This window comes from Pseudoduganella sp. RAF19 (assembly GCF_052114165.1).
Lineage (GTDB): Bacteria > Pseudomonadota > Gammaproteobacteria > Burkholderiales > Burkholderiaceae_D > Rugamonas.
Genome location: NZ_JBFREF010000003.1, coordinates 190,287 through 215,129, shown reverse-complemented (window position 1 = coordinate 215,129; position 24,843 = coordinate 190,287). Strand labels below are relative to the sequence as shown.

25 protein-coding genes and 1 tRNA gene are annotated in these 24,843 nt (G+C 60.7%); 11 read left to right on the top strand and 15 right to left on the bottom strand.

The annotated features are described in order from the left end of the window. Nucleotides 1–70 precede the first annotated feature (70 nt). From AB4Z19_RS08850 to AB4Z19_RS08830, 5 genes are all read right to left on the bottom strand, one after another. A complete protein-coding gene (locus tag AB4Z19_RS08850; protein ID WP_442027575.1) occupies nt 71–1,267 on the bottom strand; it encodes a DesA family fatty acid desaturase in 1,197 nt (398 codons plus the stop codon). An 85-nt stretch (nt 1,268–1,352) separates the two neighbouring features. Beyond that, the gene (locus tag AB4Z19_RS08845) at nt 1,353–2,663 is read right to left on the bottom strand and encodes a mechanosensitive ion channel family protein (RefSeq protein WP_442035026.1); all 1,311 of its coding nucleotides are present in this window, start codon (nt 2,661–2,663) and stop codon (nt 1,353–1,355) included. A gap of 3 nt (nt 2,664–2,666) precedes the next feature. Further along, nucleotides 2,667–3,944 carry an RsmB/NOP family class I SAM-dependent RNA methyltransferase gene (locus AB4Z19_RS08840; RefSeq protein ID WP_442035024.1) on the bottom strand — a complete coding sequence of 426 codons (1,278 nt, stop codon included), beginning with the start codon at nt 3,942–3,944 and terminating at the stop codon, nt 2,667–2,669. A gap of 15 nt (nt 3,945–3,959) precedes the next feature. Continuing rightward, complete coding sequence (purN, locus tag AB4Z19_RS08835; RefSeq protein ID WP_442027692.1) at nt 3,960–4,568, bottom strand: phosphoribosylglycinamide formyltransferase; 609 nt, start codon at nt 4,566–4,568, stop codon at nt 3,960–3,962. Between the two features lie 93 nt (nt 4,569–4,661). Beyond that, nucleotides 4,662–5,060, bottom strand: a complete 399-nt coding sequence (locus tag AB4Z19_RS08830; protein WP_442027690.1) for a barstar family protein — start codon at nt 5,058–5,060, stop codon at nt 4,662–4,664. 312 nt (nt 5,061–5,372) lie between these two features. On the opposite strand from AB4Z19_RS08830, the gene AB4Z19_RS08825 reads away from it, so the two are divergent. From AB4Z19_RS08825 to AB4Z19_RS08805, 5 genes are all read left to right on the top strand, one after another. After that, entirely contained in the window at nt 5,373–5,885 is a 513-nt protein-coding gene (locus AB4Z19_RS08825) for a glycine zipper 2TM domain-containing protein (RefSeq protein WP_442035022.1), read from the top strand. A gap of 108 nt (nt 5,886–5,993) precedes the next feature. Further along, complete coding sequence (locus AB4Z19_RS08820) at nt 5,994–6,794, top strand: spermidine synthase (protein WP_442027688.1); 801 nt, start codon at nt 5,994–5,996, stop codon at nt 6,792–6,794. A 9-nt stretch (nt 6,795–6,803) separates the two neighbouring features. Continuing rightward, nucleotides 6,804–8,573: a GspE/PulE family protein gene (locus tag AB4Z19_RS08815; RefSeq protein ID WP_442027687.1), complete on the top strand. Its 1,770-nt coding sequence runs from the start codon at nt 6,804–6,806 to the stop codon at nt 8,571–8,573. A 62-nt stretch (nt 8,574–8,635) separates the two neighbouring features. Beyond that, nucleotides 8,636–8,711: transfer RNA gene (locus AB4Z19_RS08810), tRNA-Lys, on the top strand. A 119-nt stretch (nt 8,712–8,830) separates the two neighbouring features. Beyond that, on the top strand, nt 8,831–9,535 hold the full coding sequence (locus AB4Z19_RS08805) for a glutathione S-transferase N-terminal domain-containing protein (protein ID WP_442029394.1): 705 nt from the start codon (nt 8,831–8,833) through the stop codon (nt 9,533–9,535). Here the strand turns inward: AB4Z19_RS08805 and AB4Z19_RS08800 are convergent. Next, entirely contained in the window at nt 9,532–10,005 is a 474-nt protein-coding gene (locus AB4Z19_RS08800) for a hypothetical protein (RefSeq protein WP_442029392.1), read from the bottom strand. The two genes, AB4Z19_RS08805 and AB4Z19_RS08800, sit on opposite strands and share 4 nt — an antisense overlap. 65 nt (nt 10,006–10,070) lie before the next feature. Between AB4Z19_RS08800 and AB4Z19_RS08795 the strand changes: the two genes are divergently transcribed. Next, the gene (locus AB4Z19_RS08795; protein WP_442029390.1) at nt 10,071–10,301 is read left to right on the top strand and encodes a hypothetical protein; all 231 of its coding nucleotides are present in this window, start codon (nt 10,071–10,073) and stop codon (nt 10,299–10,301) included. After that, the gene (locus AB4Z19_RS08790) at nt 10,301–10,978 is read left to right on the top strand and encodes an MOSC domain-containing protein (RefSeq protein ID WP_442029388.1); all 678 of its coding nucleotides are present in this window, start codon (nt 10,301–10,303) and stop codon (nt 10,976–10,978) included. Before AB4Z19_RS08795 ends, AB4Z19_RS08790 begins: the two co-directional genes overlap by 1 nt. A 76-nt stretch (nt 10,979–11,054) precedes the next feature. On the opposite strand, the gene AB4Z19_RS08785 is transcribed toward AB4Z19_RS08790, so the two are convergent. Both AB4Z19_RS08785 and AB4Z19_RS08780 read right to left on the bottom strand, forming a co-directional pair. Continuing rightward, nucleotides 11,055–11,663, bottom strand: coding sequence for an NF038129 family PEP-CTERM protein (locus AB4Z19_RS08785; protein WP_442035020.1), 609 nt, complete (start codon nt 11,661–11,663; stop codon nt 11,055–11,057). An 11-nt stretch (nt 11,664–11,674) separates the two neighbouring features. After that, nucleotides 11,675–16,084, bottom strand: a complete 4,410-nt coding sequence (locus AB4Z19_RS08780) for a discoidin domain-containing protein (protein WP_442035019.1) — start codon at nt 16,082–16,084, stop codon at nt 11,675–11,677. 291 nt (nt 16,085–16,375) lie between these two features. Between AB4Z19_RS08780 and AB4Z19_RS08775 the strand changes: the two genes are divergently transcribed. Together AB4Z19_RS08775 and AB4Z19_RS08770 are read left to right on the top strand one after the other, a co-directional pair. Beyond that, nucleotides 16,376–18,136 (top strand): phospholipase D-like domain-containing protein, encoded by a 1,761-nt coding sequence (locus AB4Z19_RS08775; protein WP_442035017.1) that lies wholly within the window; start codon nt 16,376–16,378, stop codon nt 18,134–18,136. Nucleotides 18,137–18,280: 144 nt separating this feature from the next. After that, on the top strand, nt 18,281–18,757 hold the full coding sequence (locus tag AB4Z19_RS08770) for a signal peptide protein (protein ID WP_442029631.1): 477 nt from the start codon (nt 18,281–18,283) through the stop codon (nt 18,755–18,757). Nucleotides 18,758–18,785: 28 nt separating this feature from the next. Here AB4Z19_RS08770 and AB4Z19_RS08765 read toward each other — a convergent pair whose 3' ends face one another. The 6 genes from AB4Z19_RS08765 to AB4Z19_RS08740 form a co-directional block, all read right to left on the bottom strand. After that, nucleotides 18,786–19,172 carry a hypothetical protein gene (locus AB4Z19_RS08765; RefSeq protein ID WP_442029627.1) on the bottom strand — a complete coding sequence of 129 codons (387 nt, stop codon included), beginning with the start codon at nt 19,170–19,172 and terminating at the stop codon, nt 18,786–18,788. A 76-nt stretch (nt 19,173–19,248) separates the two neighbouring features. Further along, nucleotides 19,249–20,178 carry an MBL fold metallo-hydrolase gene (locus AB4Z19_RS08760; RefSeq protein WP_442035266.1) on the bottom strand — a complete coding sequence of 310 codons (930 nt, stop codon included), beginning with the start codon at nt 20,176–20,178 and terminating at the stop codon, nt 19,249–19,251. A gap of 200 nt (nt 20,179–20,378) precedes the next feature. Next, nucleotides 20,379–20,798 carry a hypothetical protein gene (locus tag AB4Z19_RS08755; RefSeq protein ID WP_442035015.1) on the bottom strand — a complete coding sequence of 140 codons (420 nt, stop codon included), beginning with the start codon at nt 20,796–20,798 and terminating at the stop codon, nt 20,379–20,381. A 17-nt stretch (nt 20,799–20,815) separates the two neighbouring features. After that, a complete protein-coding gene (locus AB4Z19_RS08750; RefSeq protein WP_442025314.1) occupies nt 20,816–21,259 on the bottom strand; it encodes a VOC family protein in 444 nt (147 codons plus the stop codon). Between the two features lie 15 nt (nt 21,260–21,274). Continuing rightward, nucleotides 21,275–21,667 carry a DUF6632 domain-containing protein gene (locus AB4Z19_RS08745; RefSeq protein ID WP_442025315.1) on the bottom strand — a complete coding sequence of 131 codons (393 nt, stop codon included), beginning with the start codon at nt 21,665–21,667 and terminating at the stop codon, nt 21,275–21,277. Nucleotides 21,668–21,702: 35 nt separating this feature from the next. Then, nucleotides 21,703–22,548, bottom strand: coding sequence for a helix-turn-helix domain-containing protein (locus AB4Z19_RS08740; protein ID WP_442025316.1), 846 nt, complete (start codon nt 22,546–22,548; stop codon nt 21,703–21,705). A 92-nt stretch (nt 22,549–22,640) separates the two neighbouring features. On the opposite strand from AB4Z19_RS08740, the gene AB4Z19_RS08735 reads away from it, so the two are divergent. After that, on the top strand, nt 22,641–24,101 hold the full coding sequence (locus AB4Z19_RS08735; RefSeq protein WP_442025317.1) for a cytochrome P450: 1,461 nt from the start codon (nt 22,641–22,643) through the stop codon (nt 24,099–24,101). On the opposite strand, the gene AB4Z19_RS08730 is transcribed toward AB4Z19_RS08735, so the two are convergent. After that, entirely contained in the window at nt 24,055–24,420 is a 366-nt protein-coding gene (locus tag AB4Z19_RS08730) for a VOC family protein (protein ID WP_442025318.1), read from the bottom strand. The two genes, AB4Z19_RS08735 and AB4Z19_RS08730, sit on opposite strands and share 47 nt — an antisense overlap. Before the next feature lie 73 nt (nt 24,421–24,493). Here AB4Z19_RS08730 and AB4Z19_RS08725 point away from each other — a divergent pair, with 73 nt between their 5' ends. Next, nucleotides 24,494–24,790, top strand: a complete 297-nt coding sequence (locus AB4Z19_RS08725) for a helix-turn-helix domain-containing protein (RefSeq protein ID WP_442025319.1) — start codon at nt 24,494–24,496, stop codon at nt 24,788–24,790. The last annotated feature ends 53 nt before the right edge of the window (nt 24,791–24,843 follow it).

Sequence of the window (24,843 nt, the reverse complement as noted above, 5' to 3'; positions counted from 1 at the left end):
AACGAAAACGGCCCCCGTGGGGACCGTTGGCCTGCGTAGGGCGGATCATCCGATCCGCCGCACCCGCGGCTTAAGCGTAGCTACGCAGACGCAGCGAGAAGTCCTGCAGCGCCTTGATGCCCGACGCCTCGGCGCGTTCGCACCAGTCCTGCAGCTTGTGCACCAGCTCTTCGCGCGAGAAGTGCGAGCGTTCCCAGATCACGCCCAGTTCCACGCGCATATTGTGCATGGTTTCCAGGGCCTTGGAATGCTGGAACAGTTCCACCAGCTGCTGCTTCTGCGGTGCCTGCAGCTTGGCCGGGTCCTGCTTCATCAGCTTGCGCGACGACTTCAGGAAACGCGATTCCAGCTCGGCCTGTTGCTTCAGATGTTCCAGTTCTTCCTTCCACGCGTGCTTGATGGACTTGGCGTACTTGGCCATCACATCGTAGCGGTTGGCGATCACGGACTGCAGCGTTTCCAGGTCGGCCTTGACCTTTTCCTTGTCGAACTTCGGCTTAGGCGGCACCTTCTTCACTTTGGCCAGGCCGATCATTTCCATGGCGCGGATATAGCCCCAGCCGATGTCGAACTCATACCACTTGGACGACAGCTTGGCGGAGGTCGCGAAAGTGTGGTGGTTGTTGTGCAGCTCTTCGCCGCCGATGATGATGCCCCAAGGGATGATGTTGGTCGCAGCGTCGGAGCAATCGTAATTGCGGTAGCCCCACCAGTGGCCGATACCGTTGATGATGCCGGCGGCGGTCACAGGAATCCACAGCATCTGCACGGCCCACACCGAGATGCCTTTGGCGCCGAACAGCATCACGTCCAGGATCAGCATCAGGGCCACGCCCTGCCAGCTGTACTTGGAATACAGATTGTGTTCGATCCAGTCGTCCGGCGTGCCATGGCCGTACTTCTCCATGGTTTCCTTGTTTTTCGATTCAGCGCGGTACAGCTCAGCGCCTTCCCAGAACACTTTCTTGATGCCTTTGGTCACAGGGCTGTGCGGATCTTCTTCGGTATCGCACTTGGCGTGGTGCTTGCGGTGAATGGCGGCCCACTCTTTGGTCACCTGGCCGGTGGTCAGCCACAGCCAGAAGCGGAAGAAGTGCGAAGGCAGCGGATGCAGATCCAGCGCGCGGTGCGCCTGGTGGCGGTGCAGGAAGATGGTGACACTGGCAATCGTGATGTGCGTGAGCACGAGCGTCACAATGACGGTCTGCCATGCGGACAGGCCGGTAATGCCATGAGTCAGAAAATCAAGAACTGCAGAAAAATCCATTACTGCTCCAAAGTGAGTGGGACAACAGGCGTCATTGTACGACCAATCGCCCCCGATTTGAGGAGGGATTGCCTCCCGTAACTGATTATTTTTGAGGCAGAGAGTCAGGCAGAGGGCCTAACAGCCTCACTTCCCGTTGCGGGAACGGTACAGAAATCCCGTTTTGTTTCAAGGACTTCCAGATTGCGCGATTGACATCGGAGGTGACGCCGCCCTTGCCGTTCTCCGGATCTTCGATCCAGAACACCACCGCCAGGTCGATGCCGTCGGCGCCGAAGTTCTGCAACTGGCCGGATGGCGCACGCTCTTTCGACACGCGCGGAATCGAGGCTGCCGCCTCTTCCAGCAGCTTGAGCACGACGTCGATGTCAGTGTCATAAGCCACCGATACCTTGGCCGACAGCGCCAGCCACTTGTTCGACAGCGAGGAATTCTGCACCGCGCCGGACACCAGCATCTCGTTCGGCACAATCGATTCCACACCGTCCAGGCTTTGCAGCACGGTGTAGCGGGTATTGATGTGGGTGACCTGGCCCGAATACTTGTCGACCGTGATCATGTCGCCAATCGACAGGCTGCGGTCCAGCAGGATGATGAAGCCGGACACGTAATTGCTGGCGATCTTCTGCAAGCCCAGGCCGAGGCCAACGCCCAGCGCGCCGCTGAACACCGACAGCACGGTGAGGTCGATGCCCACCAGCGACAGGCTGACCAGCACTGCCACCACGATCAGCAGTGCGCGCCCTACCCGCGCAAACACCACGCGCAGATTGGAATTCAGCGACTGCATGTTCATCAGGCGGTCGTCCAGCGCCGCACCGGCCCACATGGCCAGCATCAGCAGCACCACCACCGAGATCGCGCCTTGCAGGATGGCGGCAATCGAGACGTGGTGCTTGCCCAGCGGGAGGTAGGTATCGTCGAGGAAGGCGTAGATATCGTCCCAGATGCCGGTGATGTAGAGCACGAAGCCCAGCCACACCAGCAGCTGGAATACTTTTTCGAACACCAGGATCTTGGCGCCGACTTCACCGCCGCGCGCAAACACCTTGCGCAGCAGGTAGAAGGCAAAGCGGATCACCACCAGCGAGCCGAAGATCGGCAGCGCCAGTTTGATCAGATTGACATGGTGCCAGCGCGCCAGCACGGCTTTCGACACCACCAGCAGGCAGACGATGGCCAGCGGACCGACCACGCGGCTGAAGCTCTCCACGCCGAAGCGCGCCAGATTGGTCTGGTCCTCGCGCCGCGTGAACTGCTTGCGCAGCAGGCCGGCGAACGTCCAGCCGAAGAAGATCGACAGCGCAATCGCCGCCACTTGCCACAGAAGGCCTGGGTCGCGGATGTCGCCGACCAGGTCGTTGAAGAGGTTCGTCAGCGGGATCGGCTGGCGCATCGTTTATTCGTCCGCCTTCTTGGCCATTGGTTTGCGTTCGAAGACGGCGGCGAAGAAGCCGTCGGTCTGGTGCTTGTGCGGCAGCAGCTTCAGGTAATCGCCCATGTCCAGCTCGATCTTCTGCTCGGCCAGTACCTTATTCATCGGCACCAGTTCGAAGTCCGGATGGGTTTCCAGGAACTGCGCGGCCACCGCGTCGTTCTCTTCGTTCAGCAGCGAGCAGGTGGCGTAGACCAGGCGGCCGCCGTTTTTCACCAGGCGCGCGGCGCCGTCCAGAATGGAGATCTGCTTCTCGTGCATCTCGGTGATGGCTTCCGGCGGCTGACGCCATTTCACGTCCGGATTGCGGCGCAGCGTGCCCATGCCGGAGCAAGGCGCGTCCACCAGCACGCGGTCGATCTTGCCGGCCAGGCGCTTGATCTTGGCATCGCGCTCGTGCGCAATCGCCACCGGATGCACGTTCGACAAGCCGGAGCGCGCCAGGCGCGGCTTCAGCTTGGCCAGGCGCTTCTCGGATACGTCGAAGGCATACAAACGGCCGGTATTGCGCATCTGCGCGCCCAGCGCCAGCGTCTTGCCGCCGGCACCGGCGCAGAAATCCACCACCATCTCGCCGCGCTTGGCGCCGAGGATCTGGGCCAGCACCTGGCTGCCCTCGTCCTGCACTTCGATGGCGCCGCTCTTGAACAGCGGCAGGTTCTGCAGCGCAGGTTTCTTGTGCACGCGCACGCCCAGCGGCGCGAACGGGGTCGGGTCGGCAGCGATCGGCGCTTGCGCCAGTTCGGCGATCACGTCTTCGCGGCTGGCCTTCATGGCGTTGACGCGCAGGTCCAGCGGCGCCGGGGTGTTCAGGGCATCGGCCAGCACCAGGGTTTCTTCTTCGCCGTACTGCGCCACCAGCTTGTCGAACAGCCATTTCGGCATATTGGCGCGCATGGACTTATGCAGCAGCGAGCGGTCGATTTCCAGCTGGCGTTTCAGCCACTCCGCCTCGTCCGTCGACAGGCCGCCCAGCGCGTCGAAACCGACGGCATCGGCCATGCCCAGCAGGACCAGGCGGCGCATGGTGGCGCCACCGCCCGCTTCGGCGCGGTCGGTGAAGAAGGCCTTGTTACGCAGTACGGCGTAGATGCACTCGGCAATGGCGCCGCGCTCGCGGCCGCCCAGCTTCGGGTGGTCCTTGAAGAAGCGGGACAGCGTGGTATCGGCCGGCGCCGCAAAGCGCAGGATTTCGCGCAGCACATCTTCGGCGCTGGTCAGGATAAACGGGGGCAAACGCATAACAATCTTTCTTATTCAGTTGTGGTCCACGTGGACCTTGCCATCCTCGATCCGCAGGCGGTCTTCGACGAACCAGCGGATAGCACGAGGGTACAGCACATGTTCCTGCTCCAGCACACGGGAAGCCAGCAGTTCAGGCGTATCGCCCGGCATCACAGCCACGGAGGCCTGGTCCACCATCGGGCCGTGATCCAGGTCGGCGGTCACGAAGTGCACGGTGGCGCCGTGGCGCTCGTGGCCCGCGGCCAGTGCCTGTTCGTGCGTATGCAGGCCCGGGAAGTGCGGCAGCAGCGACGGATGGATATTCAGCATGCGGCCAGTGTAGTGCTCGACAAAGCCTGGCGTCAGGATACGCATGAAGCCGGCCAGCACGACCAGGTCGGGCTGATACGAATCGATTACCTCTTGCAAAGCGGCGTCGAAGGCCTCGCGGCTAGGATATTCCTTGTGCGCGACCACGGCGGTCGGAATGCCATGGCTGGCGGCAAATTCCAGTCCTTTGGCGTCGGCTTTATTGCTGATGACGGCGGCGATGCGGGCGGGCCATTGTTCGGCCTGCGCGGCACGGACCACAGCTTCCATATTGCTTCCGCGGCCCGAAATGAGGATGACGATGTTTTTCATGGCCGCCATTGTACCTGCTACGGCCGGGCAGCGCGATATTATGCTGCATCGCAGCAATGCTGGCAAGGGGGAGCGAAATGCGACGGCGCGTGCTTACTCGAAGGAGTAGAAAACGCGGAACGGGACTTTTTTCTCGGCCCAGTAATCGGCCGCATCACGGAAGACATCCAGCAGGCACTCACGTGCTTCACGATCAAATTTCTGGGTATTCGGCAGCTGTTCCAGCACGACCAGGAAACCGGTCTGCTCGCCTGCTTTATTCATCGTTTCGGTCAGGGTTTCACGCAGAGCGTCGAAGTTTTTGCCGCAGGGTTTCGGCATATAAAACGATTCGGCGATAATTCCCAACACCTGCTGCTTGGTCTGCCCATGATGGCAGTGTGCATACAAAAAGTGCTGCCCCAAGCGGGCTGCCTCTTCCTGCAGCTCGCCCACGCGAAAGGCGCGGATGGACTGCACTAAATTAGGCGGCACAGTGATCAACAAACTCATCTTTTCCTCAAATCGACCTTGTGATGTACGGTACTTGTAGTGCCGCTGGCGGGTCAATGCGCCGGGCTTTCTCCCTGTCAATCTGATTCCATACGGGTATTAGGGTAACGTGTTGTATCCGCTGAATCAACTCGAATGTGATGTCAATCGCAAGATTTGTTAAAAACAGAACATAATAAGCCAGTTTTAAGCGGCACGTTACAATTTGTTGCCATCGCTGACAACCTCCCGATACATTCGAGCGTTACCATATCTGGGTGCAATTCCCATTTCTCCGTGAACTGCCCAAAAACGCCAAATGAGGTAAATAATATGAAGCTCACTTCTACACTGCTGCTCTCCCTCGCCAGCCTGGGCGCCTTGCCTCTGGCTCAAGCGCAAGCTACCGATTTCGAAGATTACGGCCGCGTAACCCGCGTTACGCCACAGGTTGAACAGGTCAACCGTCCGCGCCAGGAATGCCGTACCGAGTATGTCCAGACCCAACAGCCAGCCGAACGCGGCGTAGGCGGTTCCGTGGTGGGCGGTATTGCCGGCGCCCTGCTGGGCAGCACGGTTGGCCGTGGTAATGGCCGCACTGCCGCCACCGCGGCCGGCGCCATCGCCGGCGCCGTGGTCGGCGATCGCGTACAGAACCAGGACGCCGGCCCAGGCCCGGTGCAGGAACAGGCCGTCAAGCAGTGCCGCACCGTTGACCACTGGGAATCGCGCACCAATGGCTACCAGGTCGAGTACGATTATCGCGGCCGCAATTACACCAGCGTCATGAGCTACGACCCGGGCCAGCGCATTCGCCTGCGCGTGTCCGTGGAACCGATGCAATAAAAGCCGGCGGATCGATGATCCGCCCTACGCTACAACGCCGGCCCAGTGCCGGCGTTTTTTATTTGTTCGCTTGCTTCCGGGCAAAACATCGCGGGATAATGCCTCACTATGCTGATCAAACGTAAATCCATCGAAAAAGAAGAATCCTCCCGCCCTGCGCGTTCCGCCCCTGCTCCGCGCAAGCCGAAATTCGCGCCGGTTACCCTGTCCGAAATGGATGGCGTGCGCTATCTGCATTTCGGCACCGAATGGGTGCAGGGCGCCATGCGCATCCGCAAACCGGACTGGCCGGAGCTGGAGTACGCTCAGCAGATGATGGCATGGATGCTGTGGATCGAGGAACCGCGCGCTATCGCCCAGCTGGGCCTGGGCACCGGTGCGCTGACCAAGTTCTGCTACAAGCACTTCCCGCAAGCCTCGGTCACGGCCATTGAGCTGAACCCTTCCGTGGTCGCGATCTGCGCTTCCATGTTCAAGCTGCCGGACAACGACGAGCGCCTGCAAGTGATCGAAATAGATGCGATGGATTACGTCACCGACCGCGCCAACCACGGCGCGCTGGACGCCCTGCAGGTGGACCTGTACGACGCCACTGCGCGCGGTCCCGTGCTGGATACGCCGGAGTTCTACCAGGCTTGCGCCGCTTGCCTGAATGACGACGGCATCATGACCGTCAACTTGTTCGGCGATCACCCCAGCTATGCGAAGAATCTGAAAGCGATGAAGTTCGCCTTCGCGCAAGTGGTGTCGCTGCCGCAGGTGCATGACGGGAACGTGGTCGCCATCGCCTTCAAGACCAAACGCGATATCGACGTCAAAGAGCTGGCCGAACGCGCCGCGCAAATCGTGGCCGACACCAGGCTGCCCGCCAAATCCTGGCTCAAGGGCATCAAAGCCAGCCAAAGCTAAAGGACCTACATGACCAAGGCACTCGATCTTCAACAGATATTCACCTGGCTGCTGGCCGATGGCATGGTCGAGAAAGCCGAAGTCAAGGCCCACTACACGCAAGCGCAGGGCATCCTGCGCAACACGCCGGGCGCCATGCATCCGCTGAGCGCCGTCGCCCACTGCAAGCTGTCCCACGCAAAATCCCACAAGCTGCTGACGCTCGATGGGCTGAGCGAATGGCTGGCCGACCGCTGCCAGCTGCCCTTCTATCGCATCGATCCGCTCAAGGTCGACTTCACCAAGGTGGCGGATGTGATGTCCGCCAGCTATGCGGCGCGCTTCAATATCCTGCCGGTGGAGATGAACCTGGACACGCTGGTGGTGGCCACCGCCGATCCCTTCGCGCTGGAGTGGGAGGCGGAGATCGCCAAGATCGCGCGCCGCACCATCAAGCGCGTGATCGCCAATCCGCTCGACATTGCGCAGTACACCTCGCAGTTCTTCACGCTGGCCAAGTCGATCAAGAAGGCCAACAAATCCACCGGCCAGGACGTCGCGCTGCGCAATAACTTCGAGCAGCTGGTCGAGATGGGCAAGACCAATAAGCAGGTCGACGCCAATGACCAGCACGTGGTCAATATCGTGGACTGGCTGTGGCAGTACGCTTTCGAACAGCGCGCCTCCGATATCCACCTGGAGCCCAAGCGCGACCTCGGCACCATCCGCTTCCGTATCGACGGCGTGCTGCATCAGGTGTATCAGGTGCCGGCGGTGGTGATGATCGCGATGACGGCGCGTATCAAGCTGCTGGGCCGCATGGACGTGATCGAGAAGCGCCGTCCGCAGGATGGCCGTATCAAGACCCGTACCGCAGGCGGACAGGAAGTTGAACTGCGTCTGTCCACCCTGCCGACCGCGTTTGGCGAAAAGCTGGTGATGCGTATCTTCGATCCGGACGTGGTGGTGAAGACCCTGCCGGAACTGGGCTTCCCGGCCGACGATGCCGCGCGCTGGGATGCGTTGACCAATCGTCCGCACGGCATCATCCTCGTCACCGGGCCGACCGGCTCGGGCAAGACCACCACGCTGTACACCACGCTGAAGGCACTGGCGACGTCGGAGGTCAATGTCTGTACCGTGGAAGACCCGATCGAGATGGTCGAATCTTCCTTCAACCAGATGCAGGTGCAGCCCAGCATCGACCTCACCTTTGCCGATGGCGTGCGCGCCCTGATGCGTCAGGACCCGGACATCATCATGGTCGGTGAGATCCGCGACCTGGCCACCGCCGAGATGGCGATCCAGGCCGCACTGACGGGCCACCTGGTGCTGTCCACCTTGCACACCAATGACGCGCCGTCCGCCGTGATGCGCTTGCTGGAATTGGGCGTGCCCTATTACCTGCTGGAAGCTACGCTGATCGGCATCATGGCGCAGCGCCTGGTGCGTACGCTGTGCACCGACTGCAAGACATCGGAAGGCGGCGAGATCGCCGATGATATCTGGCAGGGCCTTGGCGGCCAGTGGAACATCCCCAAGCCGGACAAGGTCTATCGCCCCGTCGGCTGCCCCGAATGCCGCCAGACCGGTTACCGCGGCCGTACCGGCATTTACGAGCTGCTGACCGTGACCGAGGCCTTCAACAATCTGGTGCAGGAAGAGACGGACATCTCCGCATTGCGCAAGCAGGCCATCGCGGACCAGATGAAACCCCTGCGCATCGCCGGCGCCTACAAAGTCCGCGACGGCGTGACCACAGTGGAAGAAGTGCTGAAAGTCACCGCCGCATTGGGATAAACGATTTTTGCAAATTCCTCTTGGCAGACGCCAATCGGCTTGTATATAATACGGCCTCTTTCGGGTCGTTAGCTCAGCTGGTAGAGCAGCGGACTTTTAATCCGTTGGTCGCAGGTTCGAATCCCGCACGGCCTACCACGAATAGATCAGAGAAGCCAACCGTACACGGTTGGCTTTTTTGTTTTTGCGGACCGTCCTGCAAGTCCGGCAGGATTCGATCATAATCGCGTGCATTGTCAACGCACACCGATGATCCGATGACCAAACTGACTGACCTCCCAATCGCCGCCAAATGGCCGGCGCAACATCCTGAACGCCTGCAACTGTATTCGCTGCCGACGCCGAATGGCGTGAAGGTGTCGATCATGCTGGAGGAGACCGGGCTGCCGTACGAGCCGCATCTCGTCAGCTTCGACAGCAATGACCAGATGTCGCCAGCTTTCCTGTCGCTGAACCCGAACAACAAGATCCCCGCGATCATTGACCCGAACGGTCCGGATGGACAGCCGCTGCCCCTGTTCGAGTCGGGCGCGATTCTGCTTTATCTCGCCGAGAAAACCGGCCAGCTGATGCCGAAAGACGCGGCCGGACGCTATGAAACCATTCAGTGGCTGATGTTCCAGATGGGCGGCATTGGTCCGATGTTCGGCCAGGTCGGCTTCTTCCACAAATTCGCCGGCAAGGAATACGAAGACAAGCGTCCACGCGACCGCTATATCGGCGAGTCCAAGCGCCTGCTCAATGTATTGGAACAGCGCCTGCAAGGCCGCAAGTGGATCATGGGCGACGAGTACACCATCGCCGACATCGCCACCTTCCCGTGGGTGCGCAACCTGATCGGTTTCTATGAAGCCGGCGAGCTGGTCGAGATCAACACATTCCCGAACGTGCAGCGCGTGCTGGAAGCCTTCCTCGCCCGCCCTGCCGTGGCGCGCGGCCTGACGATCCCGAACCGTACCTAAGCGGCGTATGACGCCATGAGCCGGTCGAGGAAGCCGAACAACTTCCGGTTCATGGCGGCGTAGTCATTCGCTCGCAGCGCGTCCGGCTGCTGCACGAAGCGGTGCGCTGTAAGCGTTGCCAGTTCACGCGCGGACGCGGCGATCAGCAATTCCACCACCTCAGGCGTGAACTCCTTATGGCACTGGAAGCCATACACGAGGTCACCGTATTCAATGATGCGCGCTGCCACGCAACGTAAAATCAGATCGCATTCAGCCGCCGCATTGAAATGCGGACATTCCGCTAGCGTTGTGGTTGGCGACTGCGGACCGCCCATCACGGCCAGCAGGTCAATGCTTTCGACAGATTCCGGCAGCGCCTCATGCAGATAAACGCGCGAGTACGTCGCCACGTATCCCCGCTCGCTCACCCATTGCTCATAGGCGCCCGGCGCCTCGAACGACTCGTGCACCACGAAGTGAATTCGCATATTTAGGACTCCATATCAAATTCATGATAGCATGCCATTCTTTCATATATTTAGGAGTCCTACAAATGAAAAAATCCGCCATTTTCTACCATGACGGCTGCAATCTTTGCCTGGCGATGGCCGAAGTCTTCGGCACCGCCCTCGATCCGGCGCTCTACACCACCGAAGTCGTGAACCTCGGCCTGGCGCCCGGACGCACCGACGAAGCAGAATTCGCGGGTGTGACGGTGCTGCCTAGCCTCGTCATCGACGGCAAAGTGTTCGCGGTCAATCCCCACTCCGAGCTGCATCACTGATGATGATCGGCACCCTGCTGGTTGGCGCCGTGCAGCCGCTGGGCGCAACTGGCCACAACAGCGGCATCGCCAAGCTGTCCGTCGCGCGCCCGTTGCGGCTGGGCGTCAATGGTTTCGAAGGCGACGGCCAGGCAGATCCGCGCCACGGCGGACCGGAAAAGGCCGTGCACCACTACGCGGCCGAGCATTACCCGTATTGGCGCGAAACGATCGGCGAGCGCACCGTGCTGCGCCGGCCCGGCGCCTTCGGCGAGAACCTGTCCACGCATGGCATGACGGAGGACACGGTCTGCATCGGCGACGTGTACCGGCTCGGTTCGGCAACCGTCCAGGTAACGCAAACGCGCCAGCCCTGCTGGAAGCTGAACACGCGCTTCGACCAGCCGGACATGGCCCTCCAGGTTCAGCGCAGCGGCAAGACAGGCTGGTACTACCGCGTGCTCGAAGAAGGCATGGCCGGTCCGGGCGACGCGCTGGAGCTGATCGAACGTTCCTATCCGCAATGGACGCTGGCCAGCATTCTGAAAATCCTGTATCACCGCACCGGCGACCGCGACGCCCTCGCCCAGCTGGCGCAACTGGCCGCGCTGCCGGCACGCTGGCGCGACCTGTTCGTACGCAGGCTCGCGACCGGCGCCGTGGAAGACTGGACCGAGCGCCTGACCGGCAGCGTCTAGCGCTTCTTCTTGCTGGTAGCGGTCGATGTGGGGCGTGCCCAGGATTCGTCCGCACAGAAGGCAAAGTGGTTCATGATCAGGCAAGCGGGCCACTATAGCGCCGTGCCGCCGACAGCGCGAGCAAGCCCGCGCCAAGCAACAGCAAGGCAGCCGGCTCAGGGACGGCAGTCACGGCAGGGTCGGAAATATCCAGCGCCGTGCTGCCTTCCGTACCGGCAGTACGCGACGGCGTCCAGCTAACGTCGAGCAGCGCGCCAGTGACCGGATCGTAATTGCCTAACGGCGCAATATTGTCGTCGAAGGCTGAGACCACGAAGTGCGAGACATAGCGGGTCACTGGATCAAACGCACCAGCAAAGGTCAGATCGAAAGACAGCACACCGCCAAACGCCACGGCATGAAACAAATCATTCGACGTATCGTTGCGAAAGGCGTATCCACCAGCGGCCGGCGTCACGCCCCAGGAATCGATGAAGGCCGAGCTGTCGAAGCCCACCATATTACTGACCACCGCGGTCGCCAACGGCACGCCGGCACTGGCGCTCAGTTGCATGTCCAGATAACCGCTGGCGGCGCCGAAGCCGGAAGTATCGATGGCAACGTGAATCATGCCCGCTGAAGCGAAGCCGCTGCCGGCCGCCAGCGCCGCGGCCAACGCCAGGCGGCGCAGGAAAGTGAACATCATGATCTTATTCCTCAGAAGGTGGCTTTGTAGAGCGCCGGTGCATAGCTGACCAGCGCGCGCGAGGGGTTGGTGAACGTCAGCGGCACATTAAGCGCGGCGCCTGCAACGATAGGACCGGACAGGATCACATAAGGTGCACCGCCATCGCTGCCACTGGCGTTATCCAGCGTGATGCCGCTGGCGAGACTGCCCAGCTTCAACCGCAGTGGGCCGCTCAGCGCAGTGCTGCCGTTGTTCGTGATCGTCACCGCACCAACGTATTTTCCGGTGGCGCGATTCAACGTTGCGCCCTGTTGCGTGAGTTGTACGCTGGCGCTCACGTCGGACTGCACCGTGCCGTGGAAACGCACTTCCGACATATTGCCGAACCAGCTGCCGCCATTGAAGATGCGGAGATAGCGGTAAGCGCCCGCAGCGGCCGACAGCGTTTGCCAGTCCATGGTGGACACAGCCGCCGGTGTCAGCGTGGTCCATGTGGCATTGTCGTTGGAGCCCTGGATCACCGTGCCCTTGATGCGGGCGTAGTTGCTGTCCTGGCGCGGCGCCAGTTCCACGCTGGTCAACGCCGCGTAATTGCCGGCCTTGAAGTCGAAGGTGATGTAGCTGGCGACGCCGGAGTTATTGCTGCCGATGCGGAAGTCGGAGATGGTGCCCAGGTTTGCATCGAACAGTGAATTCACGGTGGCCAGCGTGGTCGCAGCCGGGCGATTCGCTGTCGAATCGATCAGCGTTACGATGCTGGTCACGTTCTTCACCACATCCGACTCGTCGACCAGATACAGCGAAGTGCTGTCGGTCGTAGAAGAATTCGGCAGCCCATCCTTGCCATTCGCCTGCTTGTAGTTGATGGAGAACTTCACCGCGCCGGCTGCAACGCCTTGAGGCATCACTGCCTGCGCCGTAAAGTTGACGTTATCCGTCGTACTCACCGACGCGGACTGGCCTTGAATGCTCACGTTGACGTTGTTGATCGCCTCCTTCGCCACAAAGACCAGCTTCACGGTGTTGCCCGCTACGACGCGGTTGCGCAGGCTTTGTACAGAGCTCAGTGAAGCCGTCGCAATCTTGTTGGACGATTCGGTGGCACCGTACAGGCGCAGCTCCGACATATTGCCGAACCACTGGTTGCCATTGAAGATGCGGATGTAGCGGAATGGCTGCGGGGTGGCGACGGCCAGCGTCTGCCAATCCATCGAGGTACCGGCGGCAGTCGAAATGGTCGTCCAGTTGGCATTGTCGTTCGATCCCTGCACCACAACGCCTTTGATGCGGGTGTAATACTGGTCCTGGCGAGCCAACACTTCGGCGCGCGTGATCGTGGCCGTGCCGCCTTCCTTGAAGTCGAAGGTGATCCAGCCGCCGTAGCCGCTACCGCTCACACGGAAATCAGTCACCGTGCCGAGATTACTGTCGAACAGCAGGTTCGCGGTCGCCAGCAAATCGGTCTGGTTGCGGCCGCTGGAATCGCTGAGCGCAGTGATGTCCAGCAGATTGCCGATGTAACCAGTTTGATCGGACAACAGCAGCGAAGTGCCGTCGGTGGTGAACAGGATTGGCTCGGCATCGACGCCGGCGGCAGTCTTGTAGTTCAAGGCGAACTTCACCTTGCCCGGCGCAGTGCTGGCCGTCATGGTCGCCGTGGCTGTCCAGTTCAGATTGTCGCTGCTGCTCACCGTCGCAGGCACGCCCTGGATGGTGACATTGACGTTGTTGATCGGCGCCGTAGCCTTGAAGGCCAGCTTCACGGTATTGCCCGGCACGATGCGGTTCTTCAGCGCCTGGTCGGAACTGATCGACACCGACGACAGCTGGTTCACCGTCTCATAGCGCGCACCGAAGATGCGGAACTCGGACAGCTCGAAGAAGGTGCTGGAAGGCTGAATCATCTGCAGCTTCAGGAAGCGGAAGCGCTGGTTCTTCAGATCATCCTGCACCGGCATGGTCTGCATGTCTTCCGTTACCGCCGTCAGGCCCGGCGTCAGGCGCGTCCAGTTCTCGTTGTCATTGGAACCGTAAGCTGCGACACCGCCGATACGCTCAGGGAAGCTGGCGCGCACCTGCAGTTGGAAGGAATTGGCGGAGAACTTGAAGCTTGGGCCAAAGTCGAAGTAATGCGTGAGGTCCTGAGCCTGGGTGTACACCACGAATGTGTCGGGCGTGCCATCCAGCGCATTCGGAATCGAGGTGCTGAAGGTGGATGACACGAACATGTTCGAATAATTCATGCTGCCATCGTTCATCAACGGCGTCAGTTCCTGCAGGCCGGTGACGGCCGTGTTCAATGCGGCCAGCTTCTGGGTGAACACATCATCCGTAGCGCTGCCGATGACGCCCGTGACATCAGCGTATGCGGCGTTGTAGACGGCCAGGGTCGACCCGATATAGATCTTGCTGGGGACGTAGCGCGCGATTACCGCGTTGATTGCCGACTGACGGTCGGTGCTGACGACCACCTGCACCGTTCTGGTACTCACTGTCGTACCATCCGACGAAGTGACCACGAAGTTGTAAGTGCCCGCCTGCGCCGGCAGCCAGGCGAACGCGCCGGTGTGCGTATCGAAGCTCGCACCGGCTGGCAGGCCATCGATCTGGTAGCTCAGTACATCGCCGGCACCGGCATCGGTGGCGCCAAAGTTATATGTGATCGTGCTGGTCGATCCTGCATAGGTAAAGATGCCCATGTCCGCATCACCCGAGTTGAAGACCGGGGGCGTCAGCGTGCCGCCTTGCACATTGATGTGGTCAATATCGACGGTGGTGCCGGCGCCCTTGAGCGTCATGAAGAGCATATCGCCCAGACCCTGATAGGCGTTGAAGGCATAGTCCACATAGCGCCATTGGCTGTTGGTGTCCGGCAGGGTAATGGTGTCGCCAAATGCATCCATCGTCGCCACGCCGTTGGTGCGGACCTTGAACGCGACATTGCGCGTGCCATTGGAGGAACCGATCAGCGCGATCGTGGTGCCTGCTCCGGTGGCATAAGCGCGTACGAACGATGCCGTTTCGTCGCTCATCGCAGTGGCGGTGCCATCCAGCGAGGTAAAGCGGTCTTCGATTTCGCGGTAAGGCTCTACGATGGGATGCAGCAGATACTGGCCGCCCTCCGCTTCGGCCGCAGCGGGAATGAAGATCCAGAAATCGCCGCCGCCGTCGACGCCATCCCAGTTGTAGCTCACGCGGTCAGCGAACATTTTCGTGAAGTTCGGCGCGCGCTCTTCGATATTGATGCCGCGGATGTATTTGTAGTAGTAGAACAGTTCCCAGGTGTTCTGGGTCAGGCGTCCGCGATAGCCGCTGGCGAGCGCCTTATAGATAATCGTGGGAACGCCATTCGCATCGGTGTGCGCGGCCGTGGGCACCCATGGCGTGTCATAGCCCAGCATGTAGTGCGCCCAATATTCGGCGGCGTCCAGGATGCGGTCGTTCAGAAATTCGTACGGACCTACCGCGCTGGCCGCGGTGGAGGCGGTGCCATCGACCGGATCGACCTTGGTCCCCTGCGACAAGAGCAAGCGCGCCAGGATCTCGGTATTGGTGACATCTCCCGCGCCGTGTGCCTGGTCGCGCCCCATCTCCACGTGCTGCACGACCGGCGTCACCGCTTCGCCGGTCAGGTCGTTCCTGGTCACGAGGCGGAACAGCTGCTTGATCGCACCATTCTGCCCTTGATCCACCGCTGTTTTATTCACGGTGAACCACTCCACACCTTCGTTGTAGCGCGGCCGGTTGCCGGTGAAGATGTAGCCGGACATGGCGCCGATCAGCGGATACAGGTGCTGATTCATGAAGTAGTTGTTATTGTGCTGCAGGACTTCGATCACAGGCGTGATCAGATTGCTGGTGAAGGCCGCCGTGTCCTGATCCGTCCATTCCAGGGCCGCCGTCTGGCAGCTGGTGTAGCGCATGATCTCCGCTGCCGCCACCATGCGGTTCAGCGGAATACCCGAGTGGATGTGCGCGTCGGTGTAGTAGGCATATTGTGCCGGGTCCATCTGCGACCAGATGCGGATCAGACGCATGGCATTGGCGCGATACGTTTCATCTCCACTGACGTAGTAGAGAATGGCCTGGGTATAGGCCTTCAGTGCATCGGCAATGAACTTCGACTCCACGCCCTGGCTGTTGAAGGCAACCGTACCGGGCTTGGTGGGATCGGAACCGCTCTGGTTACTGGAGCTGATGCTCTTTGACGCCGCACCAGACAACAGCATCTGATTGAAATAGGTATTCCAAGGCTCCCTCTGCGCCAGCACCTGCATGCGCATATTTTCAAGAACATCCCTGGTCAGGCCAACGCCAGGATGTCTGAATCCGCTGGCATCCGTGGTTTCGGTGATCGCCGGCTGGTAACTCGTGGCAATCGTCTGAATGGTGTCTGCTGCAATCCCCTGCCGTGACGCGAACAAAGCGAGTGCCGCCATAGCTACTATGGTCCAATGCCTCATCTGTCTCCCCCTCTTTTGAGTGGCGTTAGTTATCGATAACAATATAAGCAGAAGCGGACTGGATGACGTATGGCTTTTTTAAACACACTCATATTGAACAGGCATAGCTCAACGCCCGGCTTCCATACCGCTAGCTCTGTTACCGGCCTCACAGCGACGGCACAAATCCGCGCAGATTCAAGCTTTATATTTTTGCGGTGCGGCGTTGACTGGCATATCTGCACGGCGATATACAGGAGGTCCCTTTCTCGTCGGCAGGAGCGTCCCATGCGATTCAGATCGGACAAACACGGCGGCTACCAGGTCTACGCAGTCACCGGCACCAACACCATCAGCTTCGCCATCGATTTTCGCGAGGCCGATACCAGGGGATTGCTCGGTTTTGCCATCGAGCGCCATGATGTCGACGAGGACGAGCGCTATTTTCTGTACGGCTTCAAGGTCTTTCCTTCAATCTATCCCGAGGCCGCGCCCGATCTCGCAGTATCGACGCACGACCAGCCGGTGCAAAGCTTTGTCTATGACGACTTCACCGCCAAGCCAGGACACAAATACGTCTACTACTTCCATCCGCTGAAAGGCTCGCCAAAGGCACTGGACCGCGACGCCAAGCCGATACCGGTAGCGGTGGAAACCGAACCATCATTCTCGAAGCATGAGTACGACGTCTTCTTTAATCGCGGTGTGGCCAGCAGCCAGGCCTACCAGCGCAAATTCGGCAACCAGAGTCCGGACGATCTTGAACATAATGGCGAACATAAAAAAGCCCGGGAAGCGCTGGCCTGGCTAAGCCGCGATCTCGACGAAGCCATGCTGAAGTTCATCGCTGAAGCCCGCCACGGCGATACGCTGCTCTGCTGCTTCTATGAGTTCCACTACCTCCCGGTGCTGAACGCGCTGCGCCAGGCCGAAGAGCGAGGCGTCAAGCTACAGATCATTGTCGACGCCAAGGCGAACGACAAAGCCTTCCCGCGCAAGGCGAATCTGGATGCCATCGAAAAGGCCGGGCTGCCGCATGCGGACATCATTCTCCGCGAAGCGCGCCGCACCGCGATCCAGCACAACAAGTTCATGGTGCTGCTGAAGGGGCATAACGAAACGCCTGGCGCGGTATGGACCGGTTCCACCAACCTGTCGATGGGCGCCATCCACGGACACGCCAACGTCGGCCAATGGGTGCGCGACCGCGACGTGGCCGCGAAGTTCGCCGAATATTGGGAGCTGCTGTCCGGCGACCCTGGTGGCCGCGACGGCGACAGCAATGTAGATGTCCGCAAGAAGAACGAAGACCTGCGTACCTCCATTCAAGGCATCGACTCCGCGCCGCTGAAATGGAGCGACTTCCCGAAGGGCGCCACGCCCATCTTCAGCCCGCGCGAAAAGCTGGACGTTCTGAAGATGTACGCCGAACTGCTGGACAGCGCCAAAGACCTTGCCTGCATTACGCTTGCCTTCGGCGTCAACGAGGAATTTAAATCCCGCCTGCAGGACAACGGCCGCTTCAACGCCCTCACTTTCCTGCTGCTGGAAAAAGAGGACAGGCCGGCGCAGAAGAATGGCGAGACTTTCGTTCGCCCCTCGGCCGACAACAACAGCTACGAAGCCTTCGGCTCCTACATCAAGGACCCGCTCTACCAATGGGCGAAAGAGACCACCAACGCCGCCATGGGCATGAACTCGCACCTGAACTACATCCATTCCAAGTTCCTGCTGAAAGATCCTTTGGGCGCCGACCCGATCGTGGTCACCGGCTCCGCCAACTTCTCCAGCGCGTCCACGCGCGAGAACGACGAGAACATGCTCTTCATCCGCGGCAGCCTGCGCGTGGCCGACATCTACTTCACGGAATTCAACCGCCTGTTCAACCACTATTACCTCCGCTCCGTCCGCGAACGCCTGGGCAAACACGCATCCGGAGACGATAAAGCCAGCCTGTTCCTCAGCGAGAACGACAGCTGGCTCGATCATTACAAGGAAGGCAGCCTGCGCTACAAACGCGCAGCAGTGTTCTGGAAGATGGCGATCTGAGGCCGCGCAAGCACGCGTAACGCACGATCGTTGTCCGAAAAAAGCAACGCGCTGGTACGATTAGCCACAATAGTTTCGGACTTGAAATACTATCCAAAGTACGCACGTATTTTCGTGTCTGCTGGGGAGTTCGTCATGAATAAGATTCTGCTTTCGGCCGTCCTTGTTTCCAGTTTCTCTTTCTCTGCCTATGCGCAAACAGCCGCAGCGCCGGCAAGCAGCGCACCGGCCAAGGCTGCAACGGTCACAGCGGTTTGCAAGGACGGCACGCCATTTAGCGGAGCCACGCTGAAAGGTGCTTGCCGCGGGCATGGCGGCGTCGACAAGAAAGCGGCGGCTGCCTCGGCTTCAGCAGCGGCAGCTCCGGCCGCAGCTGCAACTCCGGCCGCTGCGCCTGCGCCAGCAGCACCGGCAGCACCCGCCGCCAAACCCGCTGCTGCTGCCAAAGCGGCTGCGCCAGGGGGCGGCGCGGGGCAAGTATGGGTCAACACCTCGACCAAGGTCTATCACTGCCCTGGCAACCGCTACTACGGGAAGACCAAGACCGGCGAGTACATGAGCGAAGCCGACGCGCAAGCCAAGGGCTTCAAAGGCGACCATGGAAAGGCCTGCGCAAAGTAGCGCCTGGCCGGCTCGGGGAAAAGCCCGCTCAGGCGAGCTTTTCCTTCAAAAATGCAGCAATGTATGGCGTCGCAGCGGCCGCGACGGTCGAAGCCGTGGACGGGTCGATGCCCATGCGCTCGGCCAGCGCTGCCGTCACCTTGCCGGTCAGGATGCCCTCCCCGCCTTCCACCAGCGAATGGAAGAAGCCGTCGCCCCGCACCAGTCCCGCTGCAAACGCGGCAAAAAAGTTACGGCCCGTATGAGCACCCGATGTTGCGGCCTGCTCTTCGACGTGAGCATGGGTCGCATCCATCGCATGGCTTAGCATCTGTTGGGCGTCGTCTGAACTGATGCCCTGGACCGCCAGTGCCTGGGTAGCTTGTGCACCGTGATCAGACGCCAGAAATTCCGAAATAAGCTGCTGTGCATCCATTGAAATCTCCCGTGGAAGTTAAGGATCGGCACAGTCCAGAGTAGTCAAAATTTCTGAGCGCGGCAATAGCAGGCGTTCAGCGCGGCTGAGTGTAATTGACTGGCACGTACTGATAGCCTTTTCCGTTTTCACGCAAATGCCCAATGGCAGGGAATTGCAGGTGCGCCGCGCCAATCAGGTAGCCTCCTTTTGCCGCATCGGCAAACGCCTGCTGACGCGCGGTCATGGCGGCAGGGCTATCGCTGTCGTAAGCGATTGTTACCGATGGATCGTCAAACTGCACCGCTGCCACGTGCATCAAGTCGCCCAGCAGAAGCAGCTTCTGGCCCTTGCTTTCCACCGTATAGGTGACATGGCCCGGTGTGTGGCCCGCCGTCAAATAAGCTTTAATGCCCGGCATAAGCTCGCCGTTAGCCTCGATCGGCTGGAACCTGCCTGCCTTGATGTACGGCGATACCGACGCCACGGCGCCCTGGAACACGAACTTGTCATCGGCCGAAGCATTGTCCATGTTGACCTGATTCAGCCAGAAATCGGCATCGGCTTTGCCCGCGTGGACGGTGGCGTTCGGGAACACGATCTGCCCGCCCGCCATCAGGCCGCCCACATGGTCCGGGTGCATGTGCGTGATGTAGATCTCGTCAACCTGCTCCGGCCGATAGCCAGCGGCCTTGAGATTCGCAGCCAGTTTGCCCAGCGTCGGACCAAACAGGTTTGCTGCGCCGGTGTCGAACAGCACAAGCTTGCTGCCAGTGTTGATCAGGAAGGCGTTGACCGAGGTTTCCAGCGGCGCTTTGACGAAGGACTTGTCCAGCGCCTGAATGCTCTTCGCGGCCGGCTGCCTGAGCTGCTTGTCGACAGGCAGGTCAACCGTGCCATCGTTCAGAACCGTCACTTCAAAATCACCCAGCGCCATGCGGTAGAAACCCGGCGCCTGGAATTTAGCCATCGGCGCGGCTGCCTGTGCGAAGGCGGCAGCAAACATCGTTGCGATTGCGCCCATCATGGTGGCGGCGCGCAAGGAATTGGAATTCTTCGAGATCAAGGCGGTCCTTTGTCAATAAGGGCCGCGCCCAATGCGCGTGCCCGTTGACGTTGGAGTCTACCGGCCTTGATTCCTTCTGATTAGAGCCGAAAATCCAAATGGGCCTATTAATCCAGCTTATCAATCCGGCAGATCGATACGATGCTGGCGCCATTTCCTGATCACACATGAGAAATGCAGGCCAATCCAAGCGCACCAAGCGAAAGAACCACGCCTGTGCATGCCGACGCGACGTTTGTCTTCGCACCTGGATTCACTCGGCGCAAAATGATTGTTACGTAGATCGAAATAAAGCCGTGGATAGCTACCACCGAAAAGATTGCCCATATCGCCCATTGCTCACCGCGGCTGAGAGGGAGAACGAGCCAGGCCAAGGCCACCGCAAATGCGAGCATGCCGGCGCCGACCATCTTGAGCATCCCCAGAATGACAGCCTGGTATCGCAACGGAATTTCAGACCATTCCAAACCAGTCAGTTGAGCGTGGTAGAACAAATACTCTTTGGCGAACAGATACCGCAAGCCGAACGCGGCGGACCCTGAGGCGATGATGAGTAGTATGGTCGATGCAAGTATCAGCATGCTTATGTTTGATTAATTCAGCTCGGTCTGAGCTCTTGGGCGAGCCCAATGAGAATCCCTTCAGGGCCTCGAATGTAGCAGAGCCGGTAGATATCTTCATATTGGGCCACTTCGCCGACGAGCTTCGCGCCGCGCTTGCCAAGCCGGGCCAGCGTGTCGTCGATATCCTCCACCGTGAACATGACGCGCAGGTAGCCAAGAGCATTCACTGGCGCGGTACGGTGATCGGCTGCCACCGGCGGCGCCAGAAAGCGGGACAACTCGAGCCGGCTGTGGCCATCCGGCGTACGCATCATCGCGATCTCAACGCGCATGCCGCGCAAGCCGGTGACGCCATCAGCCCAATCACCTTCGACCGGAGCGCGCCCTTCCAGCGTCAGGCCTAGTTCAGTGAAGAATTCAACAGCCGCGTCGAGGTTTTCCACGACGATGCCGACGTTATCCATACGCTTTACAGTCATAATCTCTCCTCAACTTCAGCGGCTGAACGGCGCCTTAAATGCCGGAGGACAGAGCCATCCCAGGACCGCCGCGACAATGAACAAAGCCGGCACATCGCCGATCAAATGGCCAGCATGCTCTGAATTGGCCATCGCCTGCATCGCCATCACTCCTCCGTGAACAATACTGGACCAGATGGTGAACGAAATAAGGCTGATGTGTTGTTCCGGGTTCCCGGCCGCGCGCAAAAGAAACACGCCCAACGTCGCATAGATGGCAATGATCATCTCCAGGTACTCCGACCGCCCATGATGCCACGCCCATCCCGAGGGCCAGAGCACTGTAAGCGGATACACCCCGAACAGGAAGACGGTGCCGACGACAAGCAACGAGACTCGCAGGTATGTCGTCCGATTTTCAGCTCTCATGTTGCGCTCCCGGAATTACGGCGTCGCCCACATCTTTAGTTCCAGATACGGTACATCCAATAGCTCTCATCTTCCAGCCCCGCCTTCAGCAGCTCGGTGGGGCTGAGGCCGGAGATCTGGCGGGCTTCGCGGATCATGTGGGACTGGTCGGAGAAGCCGCCGCGCTGGGCGATGTCGCTGAGCAGAAGCTCGCCGCGCAGCGCCTGTTCACGGGCTTCGATGAAGGACACTTCCGCGCGGCGCATGCGGCGCAGGGTGCGCAGTGGCAGTCCTGCCCATTCGCGGACGCGGCGCTCGGCCATGCGCACGCTGCGTCCCATGCCGGCGGCTGCGGCTTGGGCGCCGAGCCTGCGTACCCAGTCGCCAATCACGCCGTCGAATGCGCCGCCGCGTGCATCACGCCAGCGCGGCTCCAGGAATTGTTCGAGGACCGCAATGCGCGCGTCGTCATCGGCAGCGGCGAACACATTGCGGGCCATCGCCTGCCATGAAGTGTCGAACACTTCGGACAACGGGCGCAGCGTATCAACGCAGGAAGTCATGTCCACGCCAGTCAGGCGATGCATGGCGTCCGGATAGAACAGCACCATCAGAAAATGCACCGCGCCGGCATTGCCGGTCGCTGTGGGCACCGACTGAGGACCGCAGAACAAAGCCTCGCCCGCGCGCAGGGGCTGGTCGGCAACCTCCGGCAGCACCATGACGGAGTCGCCGGACAGCTGGAAGAACAGTGAGCAGAAGGGACTGGCCGGATAGCGGTTGAGCCGGTGCGTGTCCAGCAGCGGCGCGACATCGAGCGTGCTGCGCACCACATGGGCGCGCACGCAGGACGCCAGCGAGAGGCGCGGAGGAATCAGGCGGGCTATCGGTGCAGTTGACATATCAACAATTGTAGCGCAGGCGGCGTGACATCCTGCAAGCATGTCGCAAATATTCAAGACCGGTTGCGCGCACGGGGCGCACAATGGTCAACATGAATACAGTCACCGACCCCGTTACCGCTGCGCTGCGCCAGGTCGCCGACCTGCCCGGCCCGTCCGCCCTGCCGCTGCTAGGCAATATTCTCCAGATGCGCCCGACGCGCGTGCATCTGGTGGCGGAAACCTGGGCGAAGCAATACGGCCCCTACTACCGCTTCCGCTTCGGCCGCACCGACGTGCTGGTGGTGTCCGATCCCACCAGCATCAATGCCATCCTGCGTGACCGTCCGGATGGCTTCAGAAGGCCGGCCATCACGGCCGAAGTGTCGCGCGAGATGGGCGGCCATCCGGGGCTGTTCCTGGCCGAAGGCGCGGAGTGGCGCAACCAGCGCCGCATGGTGATGCAGGCTTTCGCACCGCACGCCATCAAGGCTTACTTCCCCGTTCTGGTGAATACGGGACGCCGTCTGCAGAGCCGTTGGGAAAAGCTTGCGGCAGCAGGGCAGGAAATCGCGCTCAGCGCAGACCTCAAGCGCTACACGGTCGACATCGTCGCCGGCCTGGCCTTTGGCGCGGAAGTAAACACCATCGAAAACGGCGACGACCGCATCCAGCAGCATCTGGAAAACATCATGGCCGGCGCCGGGCGCCGCTCGTTCACGCCTTTTCCTTACTGGCGCTATGTGCGCCTGCCGGTGGATCGCCAGCTGGAGCGCAGTGTGAAGGCGATGCGGGAAGCGGTGGATGGCTTCATCGCCCAGGCCCGAGTCCGCATGGCAGCCGATCCGGAACGCGCCCAGCATCCGCGCAATATGCTGGAAGCCATGCTGGCCGCAGCCGCGCAGGAAGGCAGCGCGGTCGACGACAACACCGTGATCGGCAACGTGACCACCATGCTGCTGGCAGGCGAGGACACCACGTCCAGCGCCCTAGCCTGGCTGATTTGGCTGCTGCACCGCCATCCACAAGCGCTACGGCGCGCGCAGGAAGAGGTGCTGCGCGTGGCGCCCGATCCGGCCGCCTTCACGCTGGAACAGATGGATGCGCTGGACTATGTGGACGCCTGCGCGCACGAAGCCATGCGCCTGCGTCCACCCGCCCCCTTCATTCCGCTGGAGGCCAATCGCGACACGGTGATCGGCGATATCCACGTGCCAAGGAACATGCCGGTATGGTGCGTGCTGCGCCGCGAGAGCGTGTCCGAAGCCCAGCTACAGAATGCCAGCGAATTCCAGCCGGAGCGCTGGCTGGAAGGCAGCGCGGCGCGCCAGTTGACGATGCCTTTCGGCTCCGGCCCGCGCCTATGCCCCGGACGGTATCTGTCCCTGCTGGAGATCAAAGTGGCGATGGCCAGCCTGCTGGGCCGCTTCGATATCGTGTCCGTCGAAGCGGACGCTTACGGCAAGGACGGTGAAGCGCGCGAGCTGTTGGGCTTTGTGATGGCGCCCGCCGCGCTGCGCATGCGCCTCAGGACGAGGACAGCACAAACTGATTCCCGTCCGGGTCTTTCATGATGGCGAACTCGCCCCAGGGCTGCTTTTGAGGCGGCGACAGGAATTCCACGCCACGCTCAGACAGCTGGCGGTAGGTAGCCTGCACATTGTCGCAAGCGAGCGAGCCGTTAAAGAAGCTGCCGATGTGGTCCTCCTGCCCATCGGGCGTGAACAGCACGAAGCGCGTGTCGGACGCGCCAACGCGCAGCTCGATCCAGCGCTGCTTCTCGTCGAAAGGCTGGTCGGTGATGACGCGGAAGCCCAGCTTTTCGGTGTAGAAAGCCAGGGCGGCATCCTGGTCGCGGGTGGGAATGCTGACAAATTTGATGTGGGTGATCATGGTGTCTCCATAGGTAATGCCTCATTGTGGCACGGCGCCGGCCCGTGCTATAGTCATCATGACTATACTCATCATGACTACACTCGACCCTTATTTCATCGACGTGCTGATGCCCGACCTGGTCGGCCACGAGCACTCGCCTGCCGCTTTCCTGGTCTATCTCTATCTGTGGCGGCGCATGGAAGGCAAGCGCTCCGTGCAGGCCAGCTACGCCACCATCGCACTGGACACCGGCCTGTCGCGCATCACGGCGCAGCGCGCGGTGGCTTTGCTGCTGCGGCGGCGCCTGCTCAGCGCGGAGAGCGATGCGCAGACGGCGGTGCCGAAATACACGGTGCTGCGGCCCTGGATTGGCCGTTTGCCCCGCTAGTTGGTGCTGCGGCGCAGATTGACAGTAAGCAAGGAATTGCCCACCATGCGAGG

Bases quoted from the DNA above. Each gene is read 5' to 3' on its own strand.
- AB4Z19_RS08850 (WP_442027575.1), bottom strand. From the start codon at position 1,267: ATGGATTTTTCTGCAGTTCTTGATTTTCTGACTCATGGCATTACCGGC.
- AB4Z19_RS08845 (WP_442035026.1), bottom strand. From the start codon at position 2,663: ATGCGCCAGCCGATCCCGCTGACGAACCTCTTCAACGACCTGGTCGGC.
- AB4Z19_RS08840 (WP_442035024.1), bottom strand. From the start codon at position 3,944: ATGCGTTTGCCCCCGTTTATCCTGACCAGCGCCGAAGATGTGCTGCGC.
- purN (WP_442027692.1), bottom strand. From the start codon at position 4,568: ATGAAAAACATCGTCATCCTCATTTCGGGCCGCGGAAGCAATATGGAA.
- AB4Z19_RS08830 (WP_442027690.1), bottom strand. From the start codon at position 5,060: ATGAGTTTGTTGATCACTGTGCCGCCTAATTTAGTGCAGTCCATCCGC.
- AB4Z19_RS08825 (WP_442035022.1), top strand. From the start codon at position 5,373: ATGAAGCTCACTTCTACACTGCTGCTCTCCCTCGCCAGCCTGGGCGCC.
- AB4Z19_RS08820 (WP_442027688.1), top strand. From the start codon at position 5,994: ATGCTGATCAAACGTAAATCCATCGAAAAAGAAGAATCCTCCCGCCCT.
- AB4Z19_RS08815 (WP_442027687.1), top strand. From the start codon at position 6,804: ATGACCAAGGCACTCGATCTTCAACAGATATTCACCTGGCTGCTGGCC.
- AB4Z19_RS08805 (WP_442029394.1), top strand. From the start codon at position 8,831: ATGACCAAACTGACTGACCTCCCAATCGCCGCCAAATGGCCGGCGCAA.
- AB4Z19_RS08800 (WP_442029392.1), bottom strand. From the start codon at position 10,005: ATGCGAATTCACTTCGTGGTGCACGAGTCGTTCGAGGCGCCGGGCGCC.
- AB4Z19_RS08795 (WP_442029390.1), top strand. From the start codon at position 10,071: ATGAAAAAATCCGCCATTTTCTACCATGACGGCTGCAATCTTTGCCTG.
- AB4Z19_RS08790 (WP_442029388.1), top strand. From the start codon at position 10,301: ATGATGATCGGCACCCTGCTGGTTGGCGCCGTGCAGCCGCTGGGCGCA.
- AB4Z19_RS08785 (WP_442035020.1), bottom strand. From the start codon at position 11,663: ATGATGTTCACTTTCCTGCGCCGCCTGGCGTTGGCCGCGGCGCTGGCG.
- AB4Z19_RS08780 (WP_442035019.1), bottom strand. From the start codon at position 16,084: ATGGCGGCACTCGCTTTGTTCGCGTCACGGCAGGGGATTGCAGCAGAC.
- AB4Z19_RS08775 (WP_442035017.1), top strand. From the start codon at position 16,376: ATGCGATTCAGATCGGACAAACACGGCGGCTACCAGGTCTACGCAGTC.
- AB4Z19_RS08765 (WP_442029627.1), bottom strand. From the start codon at position 19,172: ATGGATGCACAGCAGCTTATTTCGGAATTTCTGGCGTCTGATCACGGT.
- AB4Z19_RS08760 (WP_442035266.1), bottom strand. From the start codon at position 20,178: ATGATGGGCGCAATCGCAACGATGTTTGCTGCCGCCTTCGCACAGGCA.
- AB4Z19_RS08755 (WP_442035015.1), bottom strand. From the start codon at position 20,798: ATGCTGATACTTGCATCGACCATACTACTCATCATCGCCTCAGGGTCC.
- AB4Z19_RS08750 (WP_442025314.1), bottom strand. From the start codon at position 21,259: ATGACTGTAAAGCGTATGGATAACGTCGGCATCGTCGTGGAAAACCTC.
- AB4Z19_RS08745 (WP_442025315.1), bottom strand. From the start codon at position 21,667: ATGAGAGCTGAAAATCGGACGACATACCTGCGAGTCTCGTTGCTTGTC.
- AB4Z19_RS08740 (WP_442025316.1), bottom strand. From the start codon at position 22,548: ATGTCAACTGCACCGATAGCCCGCCTGATTCCTCCGCGCCTCTCGCTG.
- AB4Z19_RS08735 (WP_442025317.1), top strand. From the start codon at position 22,641: ATGAATACAGTCACCGACCCCGTTACCGCTGCGCTGCGCCAGGTCGCC.
- AB4Z19_RS08730 (WP_442025318.1), bottom strand. From the start codon at position 24,420: ATGATCACCCACATCAAATTTGTCAGCATTCCCACCCGCGACCAGGAT.
- AB4Z19_RS08725 (WP_442025319.1), top strand. From the start codon at position 24,494: ATGACTACACTCGACCCTTATTTCATCGACGTGCTGATGCCCGACCTG.